The organism is Pantoea phytostimulans, assembly GCF_046118715.1.
GTDB lineage: Bacteria > Pseudomonadota > Gammaproteobacteria > Enterobacterales > Enterobacteriaceae > Pantoea > Pantoea phytostimulans.
Genome location: NZ_CP173698.1, coordinates 321,929 through 340,343, shown reverse-complemented (window position 1 = coordinate 340,343; position 18,415 = coordinate 321,929). Strand labels below are relative to the sequence as shown.

Sequence of the window (18,415 nt, the reverse complement as noted above, 5' to 3'; positions counted from 1 at the left end):
TTTAATTAATCAACGTTCAGCGCGTCATTAACCAGGTCTTGCTGCTGTTTTTGGTGTACGGACATGTAACCCACGGCCGGTGAAGCGGATGCCGGGCGGCCTGCATAACGCAGAGTTGCACCAAAGGGTACGACTTCGCGGAAATGATGCTGACTGCAATACCAGGCGCCTTGGTTCAGGGGCTCCTCCTGACACCAGACAAAATCCTGCACATGGGAATACGCTTTCAAAATTTCTTGTACTGCCTGATGCGGGAACGGATAAAGCTGCTCGATACGCAGAATCGCGACATCGGTCTGCTCGTTTTTACGACGCTGCTCCAGCAGATCGTAATAAACTTTACCGGCACACATCACGACGCGTTTAACGCCTTTCGGATCGAGCGCATCAATTTCGCCAATTGCCGGTTGGAAGCTGCCTTCTGCTAATTCATCCAGTGTTGAAATAGCCAGTGGATGACGCAGCAGCGATTTCGGTGACATAACGATCAGCGGACGGCGCATACCGCGCAGCGCCTGACGACGCAGCATGTGGTAAACCTGCGCAGGCGTTGACGGAACGCAAACCTGCATGTTCTGCTCAGCACAGAGTTGCAGATAACGTTCCAGTCGGGCAGATGAGTGTTCCGGGCCTTGACCTTCATAGCCGTGCGGCAACAGCATCACCAGACCACACATGCGGCCCCATTTCTGTTCGCCGGAGCTAATGAACTGATCGATAACAACCTGTGCGCCGTTGGCGAAGTCACCGAACTGCGCTTCCCAAATGGTCAGGATGCGTGGCTCAGCGGTGGCATAACCATATTCAAAGGCCAATACCGCTTCTTCGGATAACACTGAATCCCAAACTTTGAACTGTCCCTGACCGCTGTGCACATGATGCAGCGGCGTATAGGTTGAGCCGTTAGCTTGGTTATGAATTACCGCATGGCGATGGAAGAACGTGCCGCGGCCAGTATCTTCACCAGATAAGCGAACCGGAATGCCTTCATCAACCAGCGTGGCGTAAGCCAGGTTCTCAGCACCGCCCCAGTCAAAGGCTTTGTTGCCTTCGGCCATCTCTTTGCGATCGTTGTAGATCTTGGTAACGCGCGACTGAACTTCCACTTCTTCTGGGATCTGGCTGATACGACGCGCCAGTTCTTGCAGGCGTTTCTTATCCACCTGTGCCGGATAAGCTTCATCCCACTCGTGGTTAAGATACGGCGACCAGGTAAAGGAGTGCAGGCTCATTGGACGCCATTCCGGCACCACGCATTCACCTTCATCCAGCGCGTCACGGTAAAGATTCACCATTTCGGTGGCATCTTCTTGCGTAGCAACACCTTCGCTTTCAAGGCGATCGGCATAAATTTTACGCGGGGTCGGATGCTTTTTGATTTTCTGGTACATCAACGGCTGCGTGGCGCTTGGCTCATCCGCTTCGTTGTGACCATGACGGCGATAGCACACCAGATCAATGAAGACATCACGTTTGAAGGTATTGCGATAATCCAACGCCAGACGCGTAATAAAGGCGACGGCTTCTGGATCATCAGCATTGACGTGGAAAATCGGGGCCAACACCATTTTACCGATGTCGGTGCAATAAGGCGTTGAGCGGGCATCTTTCGGATTGGAGGTGGTGAAGCCAACCTGGTTGTTGATCACAATGCGAACGGTACCGCCCACTTCGTAGCCACGCGCCTGAGACATGTTCAGGGTTTCCTGCACCACGCCCTGGCCAATAATTGCCGCATCGCCATGAATAGTGATTGGCAACACTTTATTGCTGCTTGGCTCGGAGAGACGATCCAGACGCGCACGAACTGAACCCATCACCACAGGACTCACGATCTCAAGGTGAGATGGGTTAAACGCCAACGCCAGGTGCACTAAGCCGCCTTCGGTTTCAACGTCTGATGAGAAGCCCATGTGGTACTTCACATCACCGGTGCCGAGGTGTTCTTTGTGTTTACCCGCGAATTCGTCAAACAGATCCTGCGGCTTCTTACCCAATACGTTAATCAGTACGTTGAGACGACCACGGTGCGCCATACCCAGCACCACTTCACGCGTGCCGCTTTTGCCCGCGTGACGAATCATCTCGCGCAGCATCGGAACCAACGCATCGCCGCCTTCCAGCGAGAAGCGTTTAGCACCAGGGAATTTCGCGCCGAGGTATTTTTCCATCCCTTCTGCCGCAGTCAGCTCTTTCAGGAAACCTTTTTTCTCTTCGTTGCTGAAGGAGGCCTGGCCCACCACTGACTCAAGACGCTGCTGAATCCAGCGTTTCTCGTCGGTGTTATTGATGTGCATATATTCTGCACCAATGGAGCCGCAATAGGTCTGGTTCAGCGCGTCGAACAGATCGGCCAGCTTCATGGTTTCTTTGCCACCGGCAAAAGAACCTACGTTAAAGCTTTCCTGAAAATCGGCGTCGGTCAGATCGTGAAAAGCGGGATCGAGATCGGAGACACGATCCTGTTTCCACAAGCCGAGCGGATCAAGATTAGCATGCTGATGACCGCGAAAACGAAACGCGTTTATCAACTGCAACACTTTCACTTGTTTGGAGTTTGTTGCTGGATCGGAAACTGAGGAGGTGTAACGAGATGCATCTTTCGCCAGGCGACGGAAATACTCGCGCGTGGTGGAGTGAAACTGTTCTGGTTTCACGCCGGTGCCTGGTAGCTGTTGGAACATCGTGCGCCACACTGCATCGACAGAGTCAGGATCGGTCAGGAAATCCTCATAGAGCTGCTCTATGTAAGACTGATTCGCGCCGGCCAGCCAGGAAGAGTCCAGCCAGGGTTTCATCGCGCTGTTCTGCATTGTGATCCCTTAAGCATTGTTATGCTTTTTTGAGGTTTCATTTGTTGCCGCTTACGCGGTTTGCCGTAGTGAGTTCAGCGATACGAGCACTGTGCGCAGCGCGCGCCCGGCCCGTAAGGGAACCTTTGTAAACGTAGTACACGACCACGTTTACAGAGGCTTCCGTAAATCGTCCGGGAACCTGAGGTTCCCGGACGATAAAAATACTTATGCCCCGCGTTGCAGCAGCATCGACTTTATATGGCCGATAGCGCGTGTCGGGTTCAATCCTTTAGGACATACGCTCACACAGTTCATGATGCTGTGACAGCGGAAAACACTGAAAGCATCATTAAGATTGTCGAGACGCGCATCGGTTTCGGTGTCGCGGCTGTCAATCAGGAAGCGGTAGGCTGCCAACAGGCCGGCAGGTCCAATAAATTTATCTGGATTCCACCAGAATGATGGGCAAGACGTTGAGCAGCAGGCGCAGAGAATACATTCGTATAATCCATCCAGATGCTCACGTTCTGCCGGCGACTGTAAATGCTCGCGCGCCGGCGGATTTTCCCCATTATTCAACAAGAAAGGTTTAATTTTCTCATATTGCGCATAAAACTGACTCATGTCCACAACCAGGTCGCGGACAACCGGCAGACCCGGCAATGGGCGAATAACAATGGTTTTTTTACCGTTGCCCAACGCCGATACCGGCGTGATGCAAGCCAGGCCATTTTTGCCGTTCATGTTCAGGCCGTCAGAACCACACACGCCTTCACGGCATGAGCGGCGAAAAGCCAGAGTAGGATCTTTTTCTTTCAGACGGATTAACGCGTCCAACAGCATCATGTCGCGACCATCTTCCGCTTCGAGGCTGTATTCCTGCATGCGCGGCTTGTCATCGACGTCTGGATTGTAGCGATAAATTGAAAATTCGAGTCTCATGATCGTCTCTCCGCAAATTAATAAGTACGCACTTTCGGCGGGAACGCCGCGCGCAGTTTCGGCTGCATGTTCACCTCACGGCGCGTCATGCTCTCGGTTTGCGGGATATAAAGACTGTGGCACAGCCAGTTTTCATCATCACGATCCGGGTAGTCGAAGCGACTGTGCGCACCGCGACTTTCGGTGCGATAGTTTGCTGCCACCGCAGTGGCGTAAGCGGTTTCCATCAGGTTATCCAGCTCCAGGCACTCAATACGTTGAGTATTAAAGTCTGGTGAGCGGTCATCCAAACGCGCTGATTTCAGGCGTTCACGGATCACTTTCAGCTCAGCAAGCCCTTCTTTCATCGCATCACCTTCGCGGAACACCGAGAAATTGTTCTGCATGCAGCGCTGCAGCGCCTTGCGAATCTCAACCGGATCTTCGCCAGTGGTATTGTTTTCCCAACGATTAAAGCGCGCCATAGCTGCATCAATCTCTTCCAAAGAGGCATCACGCAGCTCGCCCTGCTCGGCAATCGACTCCAGCAGATGCAAACCGGCTGCGCGACCGAATACCACTAAGTCGAGCAGTGAGTTTCCACCGAGGCGGTTAGCGCCATGCACGGATACGCAGGCGATTTCACCCACGGCAAACAGGCCTGGAATGACCACATCTTCGCCCTGCTCGTTCACGCGCAGCGCCTGGCCCGTTACTTTGGTCGGAATACCGCCCATCATATAGTGGCAAGTTGGGATCACTGGGATCGGCTCTTTAACCGGATCCGCGTGAGCAAACGTACGAGACAGCTCAAGAATGCCTGGCAGACGTGATTCAAGAACGTCTTTACCTAAATGATCGAGTTTTAGCTTAAGGTGTGGGCCCCAAGGACCATCACAGCCGCGGCCTTCACGAATTTCAATCATCATCGAACGTGCCACTACATCACGACCCGCAAGGTCTTTGGCGTTAGGTGCATAACGTTCCATAAAGCGTTCGCCGTGTTTGTTCAGCAGATATCCGCCTTCACCACGACAACCTTCTGTCACTAATACACCCGCACCGGCAATACCGGTTGGGTGGAACTGCCACATTTCCATATCCTGAACCGGCACGCCTGCGCGCAGCGCCATGCCGACACCGTCGCCAGTGTTGATGTGGGCATTGGTGGTTGACTGATAAATACGGCCCGCGCCACCGGTTGCCAGCACAGTAGCTTTGGCTTTGAAGTAAACGGTTTCACCCGTTTCAATGCAGATTGCGGTACAACCGACAACTGCGCCATCTTCATTTTTAACCAAATCCAGTGCATACCACTCAGAGAAGATGGTGGTTTTGTTTTTCAGGTTCTGTTGGTAAAGCGTGTGCAGCAGCGCATGACCGGTACGGTCAGCGGCGGCGGCAGTACGTGCCGCTTGTTCGCCACCGAAATTCTTCGACTGGCCGCCAAACGGACGTTGATAGACACGACCATCTTCAAGGCGCGAGAACGGTAAACCCATGTGTTCCAGTTCCAGAATCGCTTCAGGTCCGGTTTTACACATATATTCAATCGCGTCCTGGTCACCGATATAGTCGGAACCTTTGACGGTGTCGTACATATGCCATTCCCAGTTATCTTCATGGGTGTTACCCAGCGCGACGGTGATGCCGCCTTGCGCAGATACGGTATGGGAACGGGTCGGGAAAACTTTAGATAGCAAGGCACAGCTCTGGCCTGCTTGGGAGATTTGCAATGCGGCTCGCATTCCTGCGCCGCCTGCGCCGATCACCACGGCATCAAACTCTCTGATTGGCAAACTCATTTACACACCCCACACCACAACAAACCCATAAATCGCATAGGACAACAACGTCACCACGACCACCAATTGCAACACCAGACGCTGCGCTACTGATTTAACGTAATCAGTTAACACTTGCCACATGCCAATCCAACCGTGGATCAGAATGGAAAACAGCGTCAGCAGAGTGAATACTTTGGTAAAGGCCGAAGCGAAGAATCCACGCCAGATGTCATAAGTCAGCGTGTCTGTCATCACTACAAAGCCGAGTATGTAGAGGATGTAAAGCGTAATGAGAATTGCAGAAGCCCGCAGCAGCAGCCAGTCCTGAATGCCGTTGCGACCCAACGCGGATGCATTGCTTACCATACGAGGACTCCAGCCAAAATTGAAAGCACGACAGTAATACCAATTGCCACCTCAGCCGAGCGCGAGCCTGCTTGCAGGGTCTCAGCCAGATAACCAAAATCCATCAACATATGACGAATCCCGCTCACCGCGTGGTAAGCCAACGCCGTTAAAATGCCCCACATAATGAACTTCGCGAAGAAGCCATCCATGATGGTTGCAGCGTGTTGGAAACCTTCCGGAGAGGAGAGAGACAAGCCCAGTAACCACAGCAGAATGGCAAGCGCAACCAAAGTAATTACGCCAGTAACGCGGTGGAGAATAGACGATATTGCAGTAACGGGAAACCGGATCGTCGAGAGATCCAAGTTGACAGGTCTTTGTTTTTTCACGGTTTTGCCCACACAGCTCTTTTTTATTTTGCTTCCTCCGGTCCTGAGGCGGAGTCGGATCACGCGACGTGTTCAGACTTTAACCGTCACCAAAAAAGCAACATCCAGTGTTAATTGACGCGGTAGAAACGCTGGGTGGCTCCTGGTGTCAGGGAATTCCGGAGACCTCGGCGAAGTATAGGAGGATCACAATCTGATTACAATTCCCCTACAAACACTTTGGGAACATTTCGGTTGAACAGTGATCTTACTCACGATTTTCACATTTGATACAAATTTAATTATCTGATTTGACAATAGTTAAACAATTCAGTTACAAACTAACCCAATAAACTCCTATGATGCACAAAAGTTATGGGGATACACTTTCCCCTAAGCTCAAGTTATGTAACATTGCGAGCGTGAGCCACAACAAGCATCAGGTTATTGGTTACCAAGAAGTTATGTCCAGACCGGATCTTTAACAACCTCGATATGCAGCATGTCATGGCTTTACGGTTCCTGACGGGAACATGCCTCTCACTCTGTACCCTGCACCAGACTTATGAACGCAGAGTGAAATTGTGAAGTTTTGCCACCCGCAACATGAACGCTTTTCAGGTGTCTAAAGATCCTTACCTACATAAGGCGCTATGGAGACGAAAATGACAGATAAAAAAGTGACGCTAACCCTACAAGATGATACGTCTTTTGAACTGGACGTGCTGGAAGGCACCTTAGGCCAGGATGTCGTTGATGTCCGTACCCTTGGCTCAAACGGCTTATTCACCTTCGATCCGGGTTTCACTTCTACAGCGTCATGCGAATCCAAAATTACCTTTATCGATGGTGACGAAGGTATTCTTCTGCACCGTGGTTTCCCGATTGATCAGTTGGCTACCCATTCGAATTATCTGGAAGTGTGCTACATCCTGCTGAATGGCGAAGCACCGACGAAGCAACAGTTTGACGAGTTCCGCACCACGGTTACCCGCCACACCATGATTCACGAACAAATTAACCGCCTGTTCCACGGCTTCCGTCGCGATTCGCATCCGATGGCCGTAATGTGCGGTGTGACTGGCGCGCTAGCCGCGTTTTATCACGATTCACTGGATGTTAATATTGAGCGTCACCGTGAAATTGCAGCTTTCCGTCTGCTGTCAAAAATGCCGACCATGGCAGCGATGTGCTACAAATATTCGATCGGGCAGCCGTTTGTTTATCCACGCAATGATCTGTCATATGCCGGGAACTTCCTGCATATGATGTTTGCAACGCCATGCGAAGAGTACAAGGTCAATCCTGTACTGGAGCGCGCAATGGACCGCATTCTGATTCTGCATGCTGACCATGAGCAAAACGCTTCAACATCAACCGTGCGTACTGCCGGTTCGTCTGGCGCTAACCCCTTTGCCTGTATCGCGGCGGGTATCGCATCGTTGTGGGGGCCTGCTCATGGCGGGGCTAACGAAGCGTGTCTGCGTATGCTGGAAGAGATCAGCACCGTTGAGCATATTCCTGAGTTCGTTCGTCGTGCGAAAGATAAGAATGACTCTTTCCGCCTGATGGGCTTTGGTCATCGTGTTTACAAAAACTATGACCCACGCGCAACCGTGATGCGTGAAACCTGTCATGAAGTCTTGAATGAACTGGGTATGAAAGATGATCTGCTGGAAGTGGCGATGGAGCTGGAGCACATTGCGCTGAACGACCCGTACTTTATCGAGCGCAAACTCTATCCAAACGTGGACTTCTACTCCGGTATTATTCTGAAAGCGATGGGGATTCCATCTTCAATGTTTACCGTGATCTTCGCCATGGCGCGTACTGTTGGCTGGATTGCTCACTGGAAAGAGATGCACGACGAAGGCATGAAAATTGCGCGTCCGCGTCAGCTTTACACCGGTTACACTGAGCGCGAATTTAACTCGCAGCTGGAAAAATAATTTCTTTTAAACAGTAAAAAAAGCGGGGATTTCCCCGCTTTTTTTATGACGCGTTCAGGCTAAACCTGACAGCCCGGACACCAGTAAAAGGGTCTGGACGACAGCGTTCCCTTCTCAATCAGTGTTCCGCAACGCCGACATTTCTTGCCCTGCCGATGAAACACTTCGAAGCGAAAAGCCGCTTCAGAGTGATATTTTTTCATCGTTCCTCGCATGCGATAAGCGTGACGTGGTACCGATAACAGCGCCTCGCTGAATGCTGTCAGCTGTGCTTCGCTTAATGAATGTGCCCGATGCTGCGGCAACAGTTCTGCTAACCACAAAATTTCAACCCGAAGGTAGTTACCCAACCCGGCAAGAAAGGCTTGATCCAGTAACAATCCACTGAACTGTCGGCGGCTGAAGCGCGGTGAAAGTAGCCGTTGTTTGACTTCTTCCACCGTCAACGTGCTGTCGAGCACATCCGGGCCAATGCGATTCAAAAAGGGATGGCTGGCGAGCGTATCCGCATTTAGCAGTTCAATATCTGACGCGCTATAGAGCAAAATCGCATGCTCGGCGGTAGCCAATCGAACCCGCAGTTGCCGTTTCGTTTCTGGCTGGCTTTCAGGTAAGACAATACGCCAGACGCCATAAAGCTGATTGTGACTGTAAAGCGTTAAGCCATTGCTGAAATGCGTCAGCAACGCTTTACCCCGCGTTTCAATCGCCTGTACCTGCTCACCGAGCAGCGACGGTTCGTAGGTTTTCAGCTCAGGAAAGGCAAACCAGACATCCGTTAACGGTTGCCCGACAATGGCTGTTTCAAGCTGATCCGCCACACGGCGGATCTCCGGTCCTTCTGGCATTTATCCGCCTATTAGTGCGTTGCTCCACCCACGACTTTCAAATCCTCTTTTATCTCTAACGTGACGCGAACGGCAATTTCCAGCGCCTGAATCACGTTAGCCGAAGACATACTCGGTGCGCCAGGATGCTGTGCCGCCTGCTCTGGCAGATAAGGGATATGAATAAAACCGCCCCGCGCTGAACTGCCTTGGGTTTGCAGCCAATGCAGCAAACCATACATCACCCGGTTACAGGTAAAGGTGCCCGCAGTTTGTGATACCGACGCGGGAATGCCCGCTTCACGTACCGCCGCGACAATGGCTTTGATCGGCAAGCGTGAGAAGTAGGCCGCTGGGCCATCCAGCACAATCGCTTCATCCACCGGTTGTTTACCGGCGTTATCGGGAATGCGCGCGTCATCCACATTAATGCCAATCCGCTCGACGGTAATGTCGCTACGTCCGCCCGCCTGCCCTACCGAAATAATCGCGTCAGGTTTAATCTCATCCAGCGCCTGATTAAGTACGTTCAACACTTCGCTGAACACTACCGGCAATTGGCGCGTAACAATGGTTGCGCCAGCAATTTGCTTGCCTTCCAGCGCCCGTACCGCTTCCCAGGAAGGATTAACATCTTCCCCACCAAAAGGTTCGAACGCGGTCATCAATACAGTTTTCATTCTTTCCTCACAGGAACATCAGAAAATAGAGCAAAAAGACGTTAACGATTAACAGTAGCACACCGGTTGGCACCTGAGCCTTGATGACCGCGTTACGGTCTGGTAGCTCAAGCAATGCCGCAGGCACGATGTTGAAGTTAGCCGCCATCGGTGTCATCAACGTGCCGCAATAGCCAGAGAACATGCCAATCGCCGCCATCACTGCTGGATTACCGCCATGCTGCAAGACAAGAATGGGGATCCCTACGCCTGCGGTAATAATCGGGAAGGCAGCAAACGCGTTGCCCATGATCATGGTCAACAGCGCCATGCCGACAGCATAAACCGCAACCGCAATAAAGCGATTATCGACCGCTAAATAGGTTTCCGTAAGGTGTGAAATCGCGCTGCCGACGCCTGCCGTAGTGAACAATAATCCCAGCGTGGCCAATATTTGCGGCAGGATGAATGCCCAGCCGATGGCATCAAGCAGACGGCGCGTTTCCTGCATCGACTGCACAGGTTTCTCGTGGGTCATTTTCAACGCCACCAGCCACCCCACCAAACACCCAACCATCATTGAAAACAGCGTCACCAGAGTGGAATGATTGCCGGGACCAAATACCGCGTCTTGCAAACCCGGAATATGGTTAAACGCTAAGACACCGACCACGGTGATTACCGGAATGGCTAGCGCAGGCAGAAACAGTTTGTTGTGCAAACGTTTTGCGCTGACCTTTTTTTCTTCGTCACTACGTTGATGATAGCGGCCTAATTTTACACCGCCTAAACCTGCGATGAGCGCCATCACCACCACCGCAACACCCACTACAATATGCAGCGTACGTGTGCCGACTTCCGGCGTTCCCATCAATTGCGTCATTAAATGCGTGGTCCAATCACCGACCAGAAAAATCAAGCCGTACAGCGCCCAGAACAAACCGGTGGTAAAACGACGCGGGTTGGCGCTGTCACGCCAGGAAAGTACCGCCACAACCAGCAGGATAATGCCTGCCAGCCACATCAAATATTGTTGCTGAAACATTATTGGCCCTCCTTGGCTTTCAATGCCTGGCTATTCAGCGTCTGTAATTCACGTGACAGTTTGCGATCCAAGCGAACCAGACGTGCTGAGTGGATTAGGAAGGCAGCAATCGCTGTTGGAATACCCCACAGCGCGATGTGCAAGGGCTCGGTCTGAATGCCTGCCGACTCTTGCATGAAGTTGTGCATGAAGATAATGGCACCGAAAGCCACAAAAATATCTTCGCCAAAGAATAAACCTACGTTATCCGTTGCCGCTGACATCGCGCGCAGACGATGACGTACCTCAGGTGAAACCTCACCATAACGGTTCTCGGTAGCACCTTCAGCCATTGGTGCTAAGAGCGGACGCACCATCTGTGGATGTCCGCCCAGGCTGGTTAATCCCAGCGCGGCGGTGATTTCACGCACCAGCAGATAGACGATCAGCAAGCGACCGGCGGTCGCGGTTTTGATCTGAGCAATCCACGCTTGCGCGCGCTCTTTCAAACCGTGGCGCTCCAGCAGGCCGATCACTGCCAGCGGTAACAACAGAATCAGCGGCAGATTTCGCGTATTTAAAAAGCCTGCGCCCAGCTTTTCCAGAATGTCAGCAATCGGCATCATCGCGGCGATACCGGTCACGAAACCCGCAACAATCACCACCAACACCGGATTAAAACGTAATAAAAAGCCTACCACGATGGCGGCAATGCCGAGCAGCGGCCAAAGGTTCACCACGCTGTCCATATTTTCCCCTTATGAGATAAAAAAACCCGGCGCATTGCCGGGCTAACAGTCAACAACTTAAAGGCTATTCACGGCAACCTGATGTGTCGCAAAAACATCACGCAGGCGCTGAGCAAACTGCAACGCATGCGCGCCATCGCCGTGCAGACACACGGTTTGTGCATTCACCGCAACCCATTCGCCGCTGATGCTTTTCACTTTGCCTTGTTGCACCATTGCCAGCGTTTGTTCAATCGCCAGGGCTTCATCTTCGATCAGCGCGCCCGGTTGACCGCGTGGTACTAATGCACCGCTATTGAGATAGCCGCGATCGGCAAAAACTTCTTCACGGGTACGTAATCCGCAATCAAGGCCTGCGCGAATTAATTCGCTATTGGCAAGACCAACGACGATCAAATTAGCATCCACCGCTTTAATCGCCTGCGCTATAGCCCCTGCCAACACAGCATCCGCTGCGGCTTGGTTGTAGAGCATGCCGTGCGGCTTAACGTGCACCAATTTTTGCCCTTCGCTCTCCGCCAGGCTTTTCAATGCGCCAATTTGATAAATCATCTGGGCATAGACCGTTTCAGGTGGAAGCTGCATCGCGGTGCGACCAAAGTTTTCGCGATCGGGAAAGCTGGGATGTGCGCCAATGGCGACGCCAAACTCTTTTGCCCAGCGCACTGACTGCAGCATGGTTTGTGCATCACCCGCGTGAAAGCCGCAGGCGATATTGGCTGAACTGACTAATTGCAGCAGTGCGCGATCGCTGCCGCTGCCTTCACCCAAATCGGCGTTTAAATCAATTTTCATGAGCGAGTCCCCACACCATCTGGTCCAACGCGCGTTGCTGATGTTCACGCGCCTGTATTGCTTCTGGCAAAGTGCAGTGAATGAAGTGGATTGGATCACCTAAACGAATCTGTGCCAGATGATAAAGATCGGCTTCAATCACGCAGGCGATACGCGGATAACCGCCCGTGGTTTGTGCATCTGCCATTAGAACAATCGGCTGACCATTAGGCGGTACTTGAATCACACCGGGTACCAAACCGTGCGATAACAGCTCACGCGGGGTTTCGCGGTTGAGCTGTCGGCCCTGCAGGCGATAACCCATGCGGTTACTTTGCGGACTGAGTTTCCATGCGGTACGCCAAAAAGCCTGCTGCGCCTCGCGGCTGAACTCGTGATACTCCGGCCCCGGCAAGGCGCGAATACGATTACCCCATAAGATTTGGCGCACACCGGCTTTCTTATCAAACTGGCGAGTTGGTTTGCCCAGCGGCAGGCGGTCCCCATCTTCCAGTTTACGCCCTTGCCAGCCGCCAAACCCCGCCTTGAGATCGGTGCTGCTTGAACCCAATACTTCCGGTAGCTCAAAACCGCCATTAATAGACAAATAGCTGCGCATGCCGCGAACCGGCATCGACAGTGATAAAACCTGGCCTTTCTTCACTGGCAAACGCCAGCCGGTCCACACCGCTTTGCCATCCAGTTCAGCATGACAACCTGCGCCCGTTAAGGCAAACCAGCCGTCACGCATGAATTCAGCTTTGAACTGACCCAGCACAATTTCCAGCACCGCGCTGTCAGGCGCATTACCCACCAGCAGGTTCGCGGTGACCATCGCTGGATGGTCGAGCACGCCGCTGACGCTGATACCATATTGTCGCCAGCCGTTACGACCGCTGTCTTGAATGCTGGTTGCCAGCCCGGCACGAAGAATTCTTAGCATACGCCCTCCTTTTGCGGCACAAACCGTACCGTATCGCCGGGACGTAACAAGGTTGGTGGTTGATTTTTTGGATCAAACAGCGCGACGCGTGTTTGTCCGATCAGTTGCCAGCCACCGGGGCTGGCGAGCGGATAAACGCCAGTTTGGCTACCGCCAATGCCCACCGACCCTGCTGGAACCAGCACGCGCGGTTCTGCACGACGCGGCGTGTGCAAACGCTGATCTAATCCGCCCAAATAGGGAAAGCCAGGCTGGAAGCCGATAAAATAGACCACGTAATCACTGCTGCTGTGCAGCTCAACCACTTGCTGCGGCGTCATGTTGGCCTGTTCAGCCACCACGTTGAGATCGGGCCCGCTTTCACCGCCATAGATCACCGGAATGTCAACCTGACGTGATTCTGGCAACTGCGCTTCACTCTCTTCCCACCAGCGCTGTAAGCGCTCAATAGCATCCAGCGCTTTATGTTGTGGATCGCGTAACAAAATGGTGATGTTGTTCATCCCAGGTATCACTTCAAGCACTTCTTCATGCGCTTGCAGCCGTTGATTCAATCCCCAAATGCGCTGTTGGCTTACCAATGAAATCGGCGGCTCCAGTTCCAGCACAGCCGCGCGTTCGCCCAACAAATAACAACGTGCTCGTTGCAACACCCACCTCCATTTCACCTTAAATTACGCGCGCAAAAATCTTCAGGCGCGCGTTGCAGGCATTTGCTTATCGGTATAAAGCAGACAGTTATGCGAAAGTGACAGAGATGTGTCAATAGATTTAGGTCCTGCGCGAAAGTGCAGGACCCGTGAAGTGCTTAGGCGGGGTTAGGAATATCGATGAAAGTGACGTCGAGGCCGTGGTTTTCAGCCAGCCATTCGCCCAATGCTTTAATACCCGCGCGTTCAGTCGCGTGATGGCCTGCTGCAAAGAAATGCAAACCTTGCTCACGGGCGCTGTGAATAGTCTGCTCGGAGACTTCACCGGTGATATAGGCATCAACGCCGAAGTCGGCGGCGCTGTCGATAAAGCCTTGGCCGCCGCCGCTGCACCACGCAACACGACGGATTTGCGCGGGTGCGTTATCGCCACAGTGCAGCGGTTCACGCCCCAGTTTCTGGGCAATGCGCTGAGTCAGTTCTTCCCCGGTCAGCGGCGTTTTTAATTCGCCCCAAAATACCAGTGGCATCACTTCACCGCGTACATCAATATCCAGTAACTGTGCCAGCTGTGCGTTATTACCCAATGTCGCATGCGCATCCAGCGGCAGATGCCAGCCATACAAATTAATATCGTTAGCCAGCAGCGCACGCAGGCGATTACGCTTCATGCCTTTAATTATCGCCGGTTCATTTTTCCAAAAATAACCGTGATGAACCAGAATCGCATCGGCGTTACGCTTTACGGCTTCATCCACTAATGCCTGACAGGCAGTAACCCCGGTAACGATGGTTTTGACTTCGGCGCGGCCTTCAACCTGTAATCCGTTGGGTGCGTAATCGCTGAAGCTGTGTGTATCCAGCTGCTGATTGACGATTTGCTCTAATTCGTAGTGATTCATTTCGGCTCCCTTGCCGCCTCAAGCCGCATTTTTTGCGCGCTCAAAGGCGTCTAATGTCTTTTTACGTGCGTCCTTATGTTCCACGATTGGTGCCGGATAATCGAGTACCTTGTTGTGTTTCTTCGCCCAAGCGTGCGGTTGGTGAATATCGCTGTCTGGCACGTCACTGAGCTCAGGCAAATAGTGGCGAATAAATTCACCTTGCTTATCGAAGCGCTCGCCCTGCGTTGTCGGATTAAAAATACGAAAATAGGGTGCAGCATCGGTGCCGGTTGACGCCGCCCATTGCCAACCGCCGTTATTGGCAGCCAAATCACCGTCAATTAACTGCTGCATGAAATAACGCTCACCGCCATGCCAGTGGAGAAGCAAATCTTTTACCAAAAAGCTGGCGGTGATCATGCGTAAACGATTGTGCATCCACCCAATATCATTCATTTGCCGCATAGCAGCATCAACAATTGGATATCCTGTTCTGCCCTCTTTCCATGCAGTGAAGTGTTCATCGTTTTGCTGCCATTCAACGTTATGTGTCCACTGAATAAAGGGCTGATGCTTGCACAACGCGGGATAAGCCACCATCAAGTGCCGATAAAAATCACGCCAGATCAACTCATTAAGCCAGACAAAAACGCGATTATCATCCAATGCCGCAGTATGTTCTTTCAGAACCCGATGCAAACACTGGCGCGGCGAAAGCACGCCGGTTGCCAGATAAACCGACAAGCGGCTTGTGCCATCAATGGCAGGCATATCCCGTGCGGATGAATAATCCAGAATCGGTTGAGTGGCGAAATGGCGTAACTGCCTCAGCGCAGCGGCTTCACCGGGAGGGAAAAGAGCCTGATCAAAGTCAGCTGCTTGATAACTAAAGGGGGGGATTTTTTTGTGAATTCTTAATGGCGCGCCGTCACGAGCTCTCGGCGCTGGAACACATTCCGGCAAGCCTTGATGCAGTCGACGGACAAAAGCTTTGCTAAACGGCGTAAACACCTTGTACATGCTGCGATCACCGGTTTGAACGCTGCCGGGTGCCAACAGCACGCTGTCATCAAAACCCTGACAAATTACGCCGTTCTCATCCAACTGTTTTTCAACTTTCGCATCACGCTGCCGCTCATTGAATTCGTATTGGTAGTTATAGAAGAGGTTATCAATTTTATGTTGCTCACAGAATGTTGTGAGGTAGTCAACAGACGCATTGAAGTCAGTGCATTGATGATAATAAAGTTCGATACCGCGATCGGCTAAAGTCTCTTGTAGCAGCAGCAAGCTTTGATAAATAAAAGCAGCCTGCTTCGGTGCCATATCATGCTGCTGCCACTGTTTCGGCGTAGCAATGTACAGCGCAATCACCTTGGCTTTGCTGTCGCGACATGCCGCGTGCAAAGCCAGATTATCGTTAATGCGCAAATCATTACGCAGCCAAACTAAATGGGTGGTCATATCAGGTCCGAATTATTGCCCATAACGCAGGCGCAGCGCTTCGGGATAGGGATCAAAGTAGCGCTGTTGAGCCAGCCATGGATGCGGATATTCCGCCATGTAGTGCTTAAGAATGGTGATAGGAACCAGCAACGGCTGCGTACCCTGACGATAATGGTCAATCAAGGTTGCCAGTTCCTGCCGCTGTGGCGAGCTGAGTTGGCGGCGGAAATAGCCTTGAGCGTGCATTAATACATTGGTGTGATTACGCCGTGATGCAGGATGCGACATCAGTTCCATCAGGCGATTGCGATACTCAAAAGCGAACGCTTCCAGCGAATCCCACTGGCTCATTGACGCGACAAAAGGCCCCAACTCACGGTATTTTTCTTGAGAATGCGCTAAAAGCAGCAATTTATAACGGCTGTGGTACGCAATGAGACGCGCACGCGTCAAACCTGACTTCCACATTTGATTGAATTCGTGCAACGCACAAATGCGTCCTACAAAGTTTTCGCGCAATGCAGGATCGTGTAGACGTCCATCCTCTTCAAGTGGCAGCCAAGGCATCTCTCTACGCAGAAACTCGGTAAAAATGCCGGTTCCCGCTTTGCGGTTGTTGTTGGATTCAGGCTCGTAAACGCGCACGCGTTCCATGCCACAACTCGGGGACTTAGCACACAGAATGTAGCCACACAGATGATGCATTGCTTTCACCCGCTGTTCAGACCATGTGCGCATTTCCTGCGTAACCTCTTCTCCCCCATCTTTGCTGAAGCAGAGATGCAGATCATCGTCTTCTTGCTTTACTAAACGTAATGCTGGACGTGGCGTGGGAAGACCAATCGCCATTTCTGGACAAACAGGTTCGAAGCGCACAAACGGCGTGAGCTGTTCCGTTGCGAAGGTTAATCGCTTGTGACCACCATCAAATCTGACGGTATCGCCAAGCAGGCAAGCACTGATCCCAACTGGAATTTTCTCACTCATACTTGTACAACCTCTGAAATCTTGTAGAGGTTTAAGTGTAGCTGAAAATTATTTGGCTGTAAGGGATTGAAGGTTAAGTTTAGAGAAATTCTGAGAAGATAATGCTTAAAAAAAAGCCCGGTAAAATGACCGGGCTGACTATTTGGATGGGTAAATTACCAAAAAATTCCTCCTGCCGCTTCTGACTGCGCCAACCAAACGGGTTTAGCGCTGGTTTTACACCATACGCGATGCAGATAACTGTAAAAACGGGCGCGATCTTTACGGAAAAGCATGATCGGTAACGCCATAACGCCGAGTAAAATCACCAAGGCACGACGCAAAATAATTTTGTTGCGTGAATAAGCGGGATACATCGTTTGCCTCCTTTTTAAGCGTAATAAGTGAGTAAATGTGATCTGACTCTAATATTACGCCCAGCTGTGTAATTTTACTACTCATCCGACCACCCTCCAGACCAAATTTATCGCTTTTAAGAATGCACGCCGTAAGTAAGTTACACATTTGTAATGGCGTTGTTTCTTTAGTGGTTATTTTCTCAATTGAACATTCACGGACGCGCTGATCATTTGTTGTTAAAGTAGCGAGTAAATGTTGATTTGATGGCAGGTTGCACGTGGCTACGGTTTTGATCATTGAAGATGAAAAAGAAATACGTCGTTTCGTTCGACTGGCATTAGAAGGCGAAGCCTTAAAAGTGTTTGATGCGGACACCCTGCAACGTGGCCTGATTGAAGCCGCCACACGCAAGCCGGATGTGGTGATTCTCGATTTGGGTTTGCCTGATGGTGATGGGAACATGTTTATCCGTGAACTACGGCAATGGAGCGCCATTCCGGTGATTGTGCTGTCGGCGCGCAGTGATGAACAAGATAAAATCGATGCGCTGGATGCCGGTGCGGATGATTACCTGACCAAGCCCTTTGGGATTGGCGAGTTACAGGCGCGAGTGCGGGTGGCCTTACGTCGTTTTAGCGGCATTAATCCTGAGCCTAAAGTGGCGTTTGCAGACGTGACCGTTGACCTTGCTGCACGTCGCGTGATTCGCGCAGGCGAAGAGATTCATCTCACTCCGATAGAGTTTCGTTTACTGGGCGTTTTGCTGAACAACGCGGGCAAGGTGATGACTCAGCGTCAATTGCTTAGTCAGGTATGGGGGCCGAGCGCGGTCGAACACAGCCATTATTTGCGTATCTATATGGGACATCTGCGGCAAAAGCTGGAGGGCAACCCGACTCAGCCGCTGCATTTGCTCACCGAAACCGGGATTGGTTATCGATTTATGCCATAAAAAAAGGCGCCAG

18 protein-coding genes are annotated in these 18,415 nt (G+C 51.7%); 2 read left to right on the top strand and 16 right to left on the bottom strand.

Features of this window, described 5'->3' with window-relative positions:
- Positions 1-5: 5 nt before the first annotated feature.
- The 5 genes from sucA to sdhC all read right to left on the bottom strand — a co-directional run bounded on the left by sucA (position 6) and on the right by sdhC (position 6,252).
- A complete protein-coding gene (gene sucA, locus ACF2G4_RS01620; RefSeq protein ID WP_243078328.1) occupies positions 6-2,813 on the bottom strand; it encodes a 2-oxoglutarate dehydrogenase E1 component in 2,808 nt (935 codons plus the stop codon).
- Positions 2,814-3,020: 207 nt separating this feature from the next.
- A complete protein-coding gene (locus tag ACF2G4_RS01615; protein WP_215847323.1) occupies positions 3,021-3,737 on the bottom strand; it encodes a succinate dehydrogenase iron-sulfur subunit in 717 nt (238 codons plus the stop codon).
- A 17-nt stretch (positions 3,738-3,754) separates the two neighbouring features.
- Entirely contained in the window at positions 3,755-5,521 is a 1,767-nt protein-coding gene (sdhA, locus tag ACF2G4_RS01610; protein ID WP_215847324.1) for a succinate dehydrogenase flavoprotein subunit, read from the bottom strand.
- Positions 5,522-5,869 (bottom strand): succinate dehydrogenase membrane anchor subunit, encoded by a 348-nt coding sequence (gene sdhD, locus ACF2G4_RS01605; protein WP_215847325.1) that lies wholly within the window; start codon positions 5,867-5,869, stop codon positions 5,522-5,524.
- Complete coding sequence (gene sdhC, locus ACF2G4_RS01600; RefSeq protein WP_215847326.1) at positions 5,863-6,252, bottom strand: succinate dehydrogenase cytochrome b556 subunit; 390 nt, start codon at positions 6,250-6,252, stop codon at positions 5,863-5,865. The genes sdhD and sdhC overlap by 7 nt, the downstream gene beginning before the upstream one ends.
- Positions 6,253-6,884: 632 nt before the next feature.
- Here sdhC and ACF2G4_RS01595 point away from each other — a divergent pair.
- A complete protein-coding gene (locus ACF2G4_RS01595; RefSeq protein WP_215847327.1) occupies positions 6,885-8,168 on the top strand; it encodes a citrate synthase in 1,284 nt (427 codons plus the stop codon).
- 59 nt (positions 8,169-8,227) lie between these two features.
- On the opposite strand, the gene nei is transcribed toward ACF2G4_RS01595, so the two are convergent.
- The 11 genes from nei to ACF2G4_RS01540 form a co-directional block, all read right to left on the bottom strand.
- Positions 8,228-9,016 carry an endonuclease VIII gene (gene nei / locus ACF2G4_RS01590; protein ID WP_409075400.1) on the bottom strand — a complete coding sequence of 263 codons (789 nt, stop codon included), beginning with the start codon at positions 9,014-9,016 and terminating at the stop codon, positions 8,228-8,230.
- 11 nt (positions 9,017-9,027) lie between these two features.
- Positions 9,028-9,675 carry a pyroglutamyl-peptidase I gene (gene pcp / locus ACF2G4_RS01585; protein WP_409075399.1) on the bottom strand — a complete coding sequence of 216 codons (648 nt, stop codon included), beginning with the start codon at positions 9,673-9,675 and terminating at the stop codon, positions 9,028-9,030.
- Between the two features lie 7 nt (positions 9,676-9,682).
- Positions 9,683-10,699, bottom strand: coding sequence for a DUF979 domain-containing protein (locus ACF2G4_RS01580; RefSeq protein ID WP_243078330.1), 1,017 nt, complete (start codon positions 10,697-10,699; stop codon positions 9,683-9,685).
- Positions 10,699-11,427, bottom strand: a complete 729-nt coding sequence (locus tag ACF2G4_RS01575; protein ID WP_215847330.1) for a DUF969 domain-containing protein — start codon at positions 11,425-11,427, stop codon at positions 10,699-10,701. The genes ACF2G4_RS01580 and ACF2G4_RS01575 overlap by 1 nt, the downstream gene beginning before the upstream one ends.
- A gap of 57 nt (positions 11,428-11,484) precedes the next feature.
- Positions 11,485-12,222: a 5-oxoprolinase subunit PxpA gene (gene pxpA, locus ACF2G4_RS01570; RefSeq protein ID WP_243078331.1), complete on the bottom strand. Its 738-nt coding sequence runs from the start codon at positions 12,220-12,222 to the stop codon at positions 11,485-11,487.
- The gene (gene pxpC / locus ACF2G4_RS01565; RefSeq protein WP_409075398.1) at positions 12,212-13,144 is read right to left on the bottom strand and encodes a 5-oxoprolinase subunit PxpC; all 933 of its coding nucleotides are present in this window, start codon (positions 13,142-13,144) and stop codon (positions 12,212-12,214) included. The genes pxpA and pxpC overlap by 11 nt, the downstream gene beginning before the upstream one ends.
- Complete coding sequence (pxpB, locus tag ACF2G4_RS01560) at positions 13,138-13,794, bottom strand: 5-oxoprolinase subunit PxpB (protein ID WP_332624846.1); 657 nt, start codon at positions 13,792-13,794, stop codon at positions 13,138-13,140. The genes pxpC and pxpB overlap by 7 nt, the downstream gene beginning before the upstream one ends.
- Positions 13,795-13,952: 158 nt before the next feature.
- Positions 13,953-14,696, bottom strand: a complete 744-nt coding sequence (locus ACF2G4_RS01555; protein ID WP_409075397.1) for a type 2 GTP cyclohydrolase I — start codon at positions 14,694-14,696, stop codon at positions 13,953-13,955.
- Between the two features lie 18 nt (positions 14,697-14,714).
- On the bottom strand, positions 14,715-16,142 hold the full coding sequence (phrB, locus tag ACF2G4_RS01550; protein WP_409075396.1) for a deoxyribodipyrimidine photo-lyase: 1,428 nt from the start codon (positions 16,140-16,142) through the stop codon (positions 14,715-14,717).
- Positions 16,143-16,154: 12 nt separating this feature from the next.
- Complete coding sequence (locus tag ACF2G4_RS01545; RefSeq protein ID WP_215847334.1) at positions 16,155-17,111, bottom strand: DUF523 and DUF1722 domain-containing protein; 957 nt, start codon at positions 17,109-17,111, stop codon at positions 16,155-16,157.
- A gap of 155 nt (positions 17,112-17,266) precedes the next feature.
- Entirely contained in the window at positions 17,267-17,467 is a 201-nt protein-coding gene (locus ACF2G4_RS01540; RefSeq protein WP_215847335.1) for a YbfA family protein, read from the bottom strand.
- A gap of 260 nt (positions 17,468-17,727) precedes the next feature.
- On the opposite strand from ACF2G4_RS01540, the gene kdpE reads away from it, so the two are divergent.
- Entirely contained in the window at positions 17,728-18,402 is a 675-nt protein-coding gene (gene kdpE / locus ACF2G4_RS01535; RefSeq protein WP_409075395.1) for a two-component system response regulator KdpE, read from the top strand.
- The last annotated feature ends 13 nt before the right edge of the window (positions 18,403-18,415 follow it).

Bases quoted from the DNA above. Each gene is read 5' to 3' on its own strand.
- sdhD (WP_215847325.1), bottom strand. From the start codon at position 5,869: ATGGTAAGCAATGCATCCGCGTTGGGTCGCAACGGCATTCAGGACTGG.
- sucA (WP_243078328.1), bottom strand. From the start codon at position 2,813: ATGCAGAACAGCGCGATGAAACCCTGGCTGGACTCTTCCTGGCTGGCC.
- pxpA (WP_243078331.1), bottom strand. From the start codon at position 12,222: ATGAAAATTGATTTAAACGCCGATTTGGGTGAAGGCAGCGGCAGCGAT.
- ACF2G4_RS01580 (WP_243078330.1), bottom strand. From the start codon at position 10,699: ATGTTTCAGCAACAATATTTGATGTGGCTGGCAGGCATTATCCTGCTG.
- ACF2G4_RS01615 (WP_215847323.1), bottom strand. From the start codon at position 3,737: ATGAGACTCGAATTTTCAATTTATCGCTACAATCCAGACGTCGATGAC.
- sdhA (WP_215847324.1), bottom strand. From the start codon at position 5,521: ATGAGTTTGCCAATCAGAGAGTTTGATGCCGTGGTGATCGGCGCAGGC.
- pcp (WP_409075399.1), bottom strand. From the start codon at position 9,675: ATGAAAACTGTATTGATGACCGCGTTCGAACCTTTTGGTGGGGAAGAT.
- ACF2G4_RS01545 (WP_215847334.1), bottom strand. From the start codon at position 17,111: ATGAGTGAGAAAATTCCAGTTGGGATCAGTGCTTGCCTGCTTGGCGAT.
- ACF2G4_RS01595 (WP_215847327.1), top strand. From the start codon at position 6,885: ATGACAGATAAAAAAGTGACGCTAACCCTACAAGATGATACGTCTTTT.
- pxpC (WP_409075398.1), bottom strand. From the start codon at position 13,144: ATGCTAAGAATTCTTCGTGCCGGGCTGGCAACCAGCATTCAAGACAGC.
- ACF2G4_RS01540 (WP_215847335.1), bottom strand. From the start codon at position 17,467: ATGTATCCCGCTTATTCACGCAACAAAATTATTTTGCGTCGTGCCTTG.
- nei (WP_409075400.1), bottom strand. From the start codon at position 9,016: ATGCCAGAAGGACCGGAGATCCGCCGTGTGGCGGATCAGCTTGAAACA.
- phrB (WP_409075396.1), bottom strand. From the start codon at position 16,142: ATGACCACCCATTTAGTTTGGCTGCGTAATGATTTGCGCATTAACGAT.
- ACF2G4_RS01575 (WP_215847330.1), bottom strand. From the start codon at position 11,427: ATGGACAGCGTGGTGAACCTTTGGCCGCTGCTCGGCATTGCCGCCATC.
- ACF2G4_RS01555 (WP_409075397.1), bottom strand. From the start codon at position 14,696: ATGAATCACTACGAATTAGAGCAAATCGTCAATCAGCAGCTGGATACA.